This window comes from Klebsiella sp. MS 92-3 (assembly GCF_000195655.1).
GTDB classification, from domain to species: domain Bacteria; phylum Pseudomonadota; class Gammaproteobacteria; order Enterobacterales; family Enterobacteriaceae; genus Klebsiella; species Klebsiella pneumoniae.
Genome location: NZ_GL882822.1, coordinates 6868 through 13841, shown reverse-complemented (window position 1 = coordinate 13841; position 6974 = coordinate 6868). Strand labels below are relative to the sequence as shown.

The window sequence follows — 6974 nt, the reverse complement described above, 5'->3', positions numbered from 1 at the left end:
CCCGCCCCCCCCCCCCCCCCGCCGCGCGGGCGAGGGGGGGGGGCGGGGCCCGCTTTCTTTGCAGGCCTACACGCTTCCCGTCGCCAGCTTGCGCCTGGGTAAAAACAGCCACAGCCCCGCCAGCATCACCAGCGCGTACAGGCTTTTCCAGCCGACCATCGCCAGCAGCAGCAGACAGAGAATGCTGCCTACCACCGCCAATAGCCGATAGCGACCGCGCAGCAAACGACAACCCGCCAGCATGCACAGCAGATAGATCATGATGAAAATGCCATTGGCGTAAACGATCAGCGCGTCCAGATTGATATCGAGCAGATAGATGCCAAGGGTGCTAACTACGCAGGATCCCAGCACGGCGTTGAGGGCGTTGCGCGGGATCTGCCGTGGCGACAGCCTTGCGAGGTAGCTGTGTGGCTTATGCTGCGCTTGCGACCAGACCAGGCGGGCAAAGCTTTGAATATAGATGTTGAGGCTGGCGAAACAGGCGAGATAGCCGATGACGCAGGCTACCCACAGCGCTTCGACGCCGAACAGACGGACCACGATATTCGGTAATGACGCCGCCGCCGCCATCTCCTCGCCAAAGGCGTGGAAGTGCAGCACCAGTACGGTGCAGGCCCAGTAGACCGAGCCGGCAAGCAGCAGGCCTATCATCAGCGCCCTGGGGAAATCACGCTCGGGATGTTTAAACTCCGAGGCGAGATGCGCGAAGGCTTCCAGACCGACAAAGCACCAGAACATCACCGACAGCGCCGAAAAGAGCTGCCCGCGGTCAATCTCCGCCGGGGCCGGGAAGGGGATCTGCGCCGGGCTTATCCCGCCGCGCCACCAGACTACGACGATCAGCGCCACAATCAGTACGGCAACCAACGTCTGCAGGTTGGCGCTGGAGCTGGCGCCACGCGAACCGACCCACCAGACGATGGCCAGGGTGCCCAGCTCCGCCAGCAGCAGCTGCGCATCATGCCAGCCGAACAGCGCCTGGCCAAAACCGGTGGCGATGTGCAGGGCGGCGGGGAGTCCGACCGGGATAACCGATAAAAACAGCCAGCCGGTGACGCTGGCCAGACGTGGCCCAAAGGCCATATCGACAAAGTGGGCCACGCCGCCCGCGCTGGGAAAATGGCGGCCCAGCAGGGCGAAGACGATGGCAATCGGGAAAACAAGGAGAATGAGCAGCGGCCATGCCCACAGGCTGTTATCGCCAGCGACCAGCGCCGCCAGCGCCGGGACGGCGAAGACGCCGGTACCCAGCAATGAGGTGGAAAGCAACCCAACTCCCTGTCCCAGCCCTAACTCCTGTTTTAAACCACTCATGATTCAATCCTGCGCCAGTGAAAAAAAATAGAGTATCACAATCGCTTTTCCTTATGACCGATTGCCTGACATGGCCGCTTTTTGTGCGCCAGCGCAAAGGTAAAAATTTTTTTTAATTTTGCCCTTGAAGCCGTAAATGGCCATCCCCATCTCTCTCTGCACTAGCCGGTAAACCGCGTTCGGCCCGGCGTCACCCATAACTGATAATGACTTTCTCGAAGGAGAGCTATCAATGAGTATTCGTCCGTTACATGATCGTGTGATCGTCAAACGTAAAGAAGTTGAAACCAAATCTGCGGGCGGCATCGTTCTGACCGGTTCTGCAGCAGCTAAGTCAACTCGTGGCGAAATCATCGCTGTCGGTAAAGGCCGCATCCTGGAAAACGGGACCGTGCAGCCGCTGGACGTTAAAGTTGGTGACATCGTGATTTTCAACGATGGCTACGGCGTGAAGACTGAAAAGATCGACAACGAAGAAGTACTGATCATGTCCGAAAGCGACATCCTGGCAATTGTTGAAGCTTAATTCGCACGACCCTGAACGAATTTGAGGAATAAAAGAAATGGCAGCAAAAGACGTAAAATTCGGTAACGACGCTCGTGTAAAAATGCTGCGCGGCGTAAACGTACTGGCAGATGCAGTTAAAGTGACCCTGGGCCCGAAAGGCCGTAACGTGGTTCTGGACAAATCCTTCGGCGCGCCGACCATCACCAAAGATGGTGTTTCCGTTGCACGTGAAATCGAACTGGAAGACAAGTTCGAAAACATGGGCGCGCAGATGGTGAAAGAAGTTGCCTCTAAAGCGAACGACGCGGCAGGCGACGGTACCACCACCGCAACCGTACTGGCTCAGGCTATCGTGAACGAAGGCCTGAAAGCTGTTGCTGCAGGCATGAACCCGATGGATCTGAAACGCGGTATCGACAAAGCGGTACTGGCTGCAGTAGAAGAGCTGAAAGCGCTGTCCGTTCCGTGCTCTGACTCCAAAGCTATCGCTCAGGTAGGTACCATCTCCGCTAACTCCGACGAAACCGTCGGTAAACTGATCGCGGAAGCGATGGATAAAGTTGGTAAAGAAGGCGTGATCACCGTTGAAGACGGTACCGGTCTGGAAGACGAACTGGACGTAGTTGAAGGTATGCAGTTCGACCGCGGCTACCTGTCTCCGTACTTCATCAACAAGCCGGACACCGGTGCCGTTGAGCTGGAAAGCCCGTTCATCCTGCTGGCTGACAAAAAAATCTCCAACATCCGCGAAATGCTGCCGGTTCTGGAAGCCGTAGCGAAAGCTGGCAAACCGCTGGTCATCATCGCTGAAGACGTTGAAGGCGAAGCGCTGGCGACCCTGGTGGTTAACACCATGCGCGGCATCGTTAAAGTGGCTGCGGTGAAAGCACCGGGCTTCGGCGACCGTCGTAAAGCTATGCTGCAGGACATCGCTACTCTGACTGGCGGTACCGTTATCTCTGAAGAGATCGGTATGGAGCTGGAAAAAGCGACTCTGGAAGACCTGGGCCAGGCGAAACGCGTGGTTATCAACAAAGACACCACCACCATCATCGATGGCGTTGGCGAAGAATCCGCAATCCAGGGCCGTGTTGCTCAGATCCGTAAGCAGATCGAAGAAGCGACCTCCGACTACGATCGTGAAAAACTGCAGGAACGTGTCGCTAAACTGGCTGGCGGCGTAGCAGTAATCAAAGTCGGTGCGGCTACCGAAGTTGAAATGAAAGAGAAAAAAGCACGCGTCGACGACGCCCTGCACGCAACCCGTGCTGCGGTTGAAGAAGGCGTGGTGGCTGGCGGCGGCGTAGCGCTGGTTCGCGTTGCGGCGAAACTCGCTGGCCTGACCGGTCAGAACGAAGATCAGAACGTCGGTATCAAAGTTGCGCTGCGCGCAATGGAAGCGCCGCTGCGTCAGATCGTGTCCAACGCCGGCGAAGAGCCGTCTGTTGTGGCTAACAACGTGAAAGCTGGCGACGGTAACTACGGTTACAACGCAGCAACTGAAGAATACGGCAACATGATCGACTTCGGTATCCTGGACCCAACCAAAGTCACCCGTTCTGCACTGCAGTACGCGGCTTCCGTGGCTGGCCTGATGATTACCACCGAGTGCATGGTGACCGACCTGCCGAAAGGCGACGCGCCTGACTTAGGTGCTGCTGGCGGTATGGGCGGCATGGGCGGTATGGGCGGCATGATGTAATCGTGCGCTCTACGGCATAAAAAAGCAGAAACCCCTGGCCAGCAATGGCTGGGGGTTTTTCTTTTGGCGCGCTTTTTAGTATAAGGCTTATACATAAAAATCATTTAAGCTGCATCAGAGCGGCAAGCACCTCTGTTTCGGGCGTGAACTGACAAGCGCGACCGGGGAGGAAATGAACGCGGCTCATGCCGACGCAGTTTGAAGGATGACAGATTTACATCCGGGCCAGTGCGTCCAGCTCATCGATCATGGGGAATAACATGCAGGTAAAATATTTAGCAGGGATTGTCGGCGCAGCCTTACTGTTGGCAGGTTGCAGTTCCAGCAATGAATTAACCTCTGCCGGCCAGAATGTGCGCTTCGTGCAGGAGAAGCCGGGCGCAGAGTGTCAGCTGTTAGGGACCGCGACGGGTAAACAGAGCAACTGGCTCTCCGGCCAGAATGGCGATGAGGGTGGTTCCATGCGCGGTGCGGCGAACGCCTTGCGTAACCAGGCAGCAGCAATGGGTGGCAACGTGATTTACGGCGTCAGCAGCCCGACACAAAACCTGTTGTCGAGCTTTGTACCTACCGACAGCGAAATGAACGGCCAGGTTTATAAGTGCCCGAACTGATGCGTGACGCCTCTCTCTGCGAGCGCAGAGAGAGGCGTGGTCGTTAGATGAGGATCAGGCGTTAAGCTCCGCTTTCTTCTCCAGATAGAAGGCGTGCAGAGGACGCAGGCACTCTTCCAGACTGAGCATTCTTCCCGGCTGGGAAGGGATGACAGTACTGAAGATCTGGCATGGCGCCAGCTCCGCGTGCATCGCCTTGAGCTTGGGGCTTTTCTCGATAATCCGCGTCACAACGTTATTTTCCAGTTCTGATAAATGCGGCGCGCTGGTTTTGACCACCGCTCCGGAGACAATTTTCTTGCCTTCGTCTGTCTCGCAGCAGTACAGCACGCCCAGATAATGGGAAAACAGGTTTAGCTTCCAGTCTTCCTGGGGATACTGCTGGTAATCGATATTGGGCTGAGTGGTTAAGTCGACGGTATAGCACATTAAAAAATCCATATTTGAACTTAAATACTGAACCAGTTCCTGGTCGCCGACTGTTTTTAATGCTTGTTGAATACCGATAATTAATGCTTCGATTTGCAGATCGTCAATACATAAAGTACTAATTTGTTCATCCTGAAATACAAGAATTAACGTTGACTGTGTTTCGCCAGGTTTGAGCGTAATGGACATGATTCGCCGCTCAGGGGATGGTTGCTGTATTTCAGCCGTCTCAACCTGAGGAATATTGGCAACAAGTGCCTCATTATACGTGATAAGCTCATCTTTATAGGCCTCTCCCTGGTTTTCAAGCCGCTGGAAAATCACAGCCATTCTGCTCTGCAGTATCAGGAGCAGATCAGCTAGCACCGGTGCCTGAAGATAGTAAATCTCGCAAAAGCCATTTTCCTTCTTAACTTTCAGCAGCAACGCTAAAAATCGCTCTTCAAAGGTAATTCCTGCGGTATTAAAACCTATAAACGTTCCTTGCATATTCTTCTCCTTTATTAAGCAGTAGTCACCGACTTCGATTGTGAGAGATCGATAACACGATCGGCGGATGCAATGGTCGATGGTCGATGCGCGACGATAATGCGGGTGATACTTAGCGCTGAAATAGACTGATTGATAACCGACTCATTTCTGAGGTCAAGATGGCTGGTAGCCTCATCCATGAATAAAATACTCGGTTTGCGATACAGTGCGCGGGCGATCAGGATACGCTGCTTTTGCCCACCTGAAATACCCAGCCCAAGTTCGCCGACAATGGTTTCGTATCCCATAGCCATCTTCATAATTTCATCATGAATGTTGCACCGTCTGGCACACTCCATCACAAAATCAAGATCGGCGCTATCATCGAAGCCACTTATATTATCAATAAGGGAGCCGGAAAAGAGACGGTCTTCCTGGAGTACGCAGGCGATACCAAGACGATAGTTATTCAAACCAATCTTTTTAATCTCCAGATTATCCGCCAGTATTTCGCCGGAATCCGGCGAGAGCAGTCCGCACATAACTTTTAATAGTGTGGTTTTCCCTACGCCAGATGGGCCAATTAACGCAACTGATTCTCCAGGAGCAACGGTTATGTTCAAATTTGTAAAGATGGGTTGTGAAAAAGGATCGTATTGATAACTAAGATTTCTCACTTCAAGTTTTACGCCAGTGTTTTCCGTAAAAACACGCCGCGATGGAAGTTCTTTTTCTGGTTCACTAAATGCTATTTCTGATAGACGTTCGTTGTGCAGTGAGAGCATACGAAGCTGCATCACCAAATCAATGAGATTCGATGCACGTTGAGAAAACTGACCCCGATAGGCGTTAAATGCCATAAACATACCGAGCGTCATCTCATTATCAATTACCATAATGGCACCCAACCACAGTACCACTACCTGATCGATTGAGGTGATAAAGGTATTAATGCCACCAAACATCATATCGAATCGAGTTTGCTTTATACCTGCATTGCTGGCGTCAACGTTAAGATTCAGCCAATGCTGTGAGCGACGTTCTTTTAAATTCAGTGCTTTGATCGTAGAAATGCCATAAAGTGACTCCATAAAGTGGGAGTTAGCACGTGCGCCTTTGACGACCTGTTCTTCCGTTACGCGACGATAAAAGCTATAGGTAGCAAAGCGCATAATCGCATAGCAAATGGTAAAGCCGATGACGACCCAGACTAACCAACCACCATATAAGGTCAGCATCACCAATAAACCGATTGTCATTATCGAGTCGATGATGCCGGTAACGATACTATTGGTAAATATTGAGCGAATCGTATCCAAAGACGAGAAGCGAGACTGAATATCACCTAAATGCCTTTTCTCAAAAAAGGATAATGGCAAACTTGTCAGATGATCGAATAACGTCGTTTTCCATTGAATATTTGTCAGGGTATTTAACGTTAACGACGTCCATGCACGTAGCATGCTAATAAACGTGCGGAATAGGGTAAAAAATATCAACCCGATACAGATAACAGACAGTAAGCTTTGGTCGTGAGCCATAATCACATGGTCAGTGACTAGCTGTGTACCAATCGGTAACAGGAGTCCGATAGCTTCTACCACTACAGAGTAAGCAAAGATCTTAATCAGTGCTGATTTTAAACCAACAATTTTATGCATTAAATCCAGCAATCGTAATCGGGATTTTGCTTCTTCTTGCTGGAAGTTATGATCGGGCCAAAGTTCAAGCGCTACACCGGTAAAATTGTTTGACATCTCATTGATGCCAATGATTCTTTTACCCAACGCCGGATCGTGAATAACAAATGCGTTTTTCCTTACCTTTGTAAGAACAACGTAGTGGTTCATCCCCCAGTGGATGATGCAGGGGAGTTTAAGCTGCTTTATTTCATCAAGGTCAAGAGCTAACGCCCGGCTTTTTAAGCCGGCAT

The 6974-nt window shown here is 51.9% G+C and carries 6 protein-coding genes; 3 read left to right on the top strand and 3 right to left on the bottom strand.

Translation table 11 applies throughout. The features are described from left to right. Window positions 1-66 precede the first annotated feature (66 nt). Window positions 67-1317 (bottom strand): L-methionine/branched-chain amino acid transporter, encoded by a 1251-nt coding sequence (yjeH, locus tag HMPREF9538_RS10835; protein WP_009485424.1) that lies wholly within the window; start codon window positions 1315-1317, stop codon window positions 67-69. 232 nt (window positions 1318-1549) lie between these two features. On the opposite strand from yjeH, the gene HMPREF9538_RS10845 reads away from it, so the two are divergent. The 3 genes from HMPREF9538_RS10845 to HMPREF9538_RS10855 all read left to right on the top strand — a co-directional run bounded on the left by HMPREF9538_RS10845 (window position 1550) and on the right by HMPREF9538_RS10855 (window position 4141). Then, complete coding sequence (locus HMPREF9538_RS10845) at window positions 1550-1843, top strand: co-chaperone GroES (protein WP_004152420.1); 294 nt, start codon at window positions 1550-1552, stop codon at window positions 1841-1843. A 37-nt stretch (window positions 1844-1880) separates the two neighbouring features. Then, complete coding sequence (gene groL, locus HMPREF9538_RS10850) at window positions 1881-3527, top strand: chaperonin GroEL (protein ID WP_002885441.1); 1647 nt, start codon at window positions 1881-1883, stop codon at window positions 3525-3527. 260 nt (window positions 3528-3787) lie between these two features. Then, on the top strand, window positions 3788-4141 hold the full coding sequence (locus HMPREF9538_RS10855; RefSeq protein WP_004152419.1) for a DUF4156 domain-containing protein: 354 nt from the start codon (window positions 3788-3790) through the stop codon (window positions 4139-4141). Between the two features lie 54 nt (window positions 4142-4195). On the opposite strand, the gene yjeJ is transcribed toward HMPREF9538_RS10855, so the two are convergent. Then, complete coding sequence (yjeJ, locus tag HMPREF9538_RS10860) at window positions 4196-5059, bottom strand: YjeJ family protein (RefSeq protein WP_004177752.1); 864 nt, start codon at window positions 5057-5059, stop codon at window positions 4196-4198. 14 nt (window positions 5060-5073) lie between these two features. Beyond that, window positions 5074-6974 (bottom strand): peptidase domain-containing ABC transporter (locus HMPREF9538_RS10865; RefSeq protein WP_009485423.1); only part of this gene is annotated, 1901 nt, incomplete at its 5' end.

Bases quoted from the DNA above. Each gene is read 5' to 3' on its own strand.
- HMPREF9538_RS10845 (WP_004152420.1), top strand. From the start codon at position 1,550: ATGAGTATTCGTCCGTTACATGATCGTGTGATCGTCAAACGTAAAGAA.
- HMPREF9538_RS10855 (WP_004152419.1), top strand. From the start codon at position 3,788: ATGCAGGTAAAATATTTAGCAGGGATTGTCGGCGCAGCCTTACTGTTG.
- yjeJ (WP_004177752.1), bottom strand. From the start codon at position 5,059: ATGCAAGGAACGTTTATAGGTTTTAATACCGCAGGAATTACCTTTGAA.
- groL (WP_002885441.1), top strand. From the start codon at position 1,881: ATGGCAGCAAAAGACGTAAAATTCGGTAACGACGCTCGTGTAAAAATG.
- yjeH (WP_009485424.1), bottom strand. From the start codon at position 1,317: ATGAGTGGTTTAAAACAGGAGTTAGGGCTGGGACAGGGAGTTGGGTTG.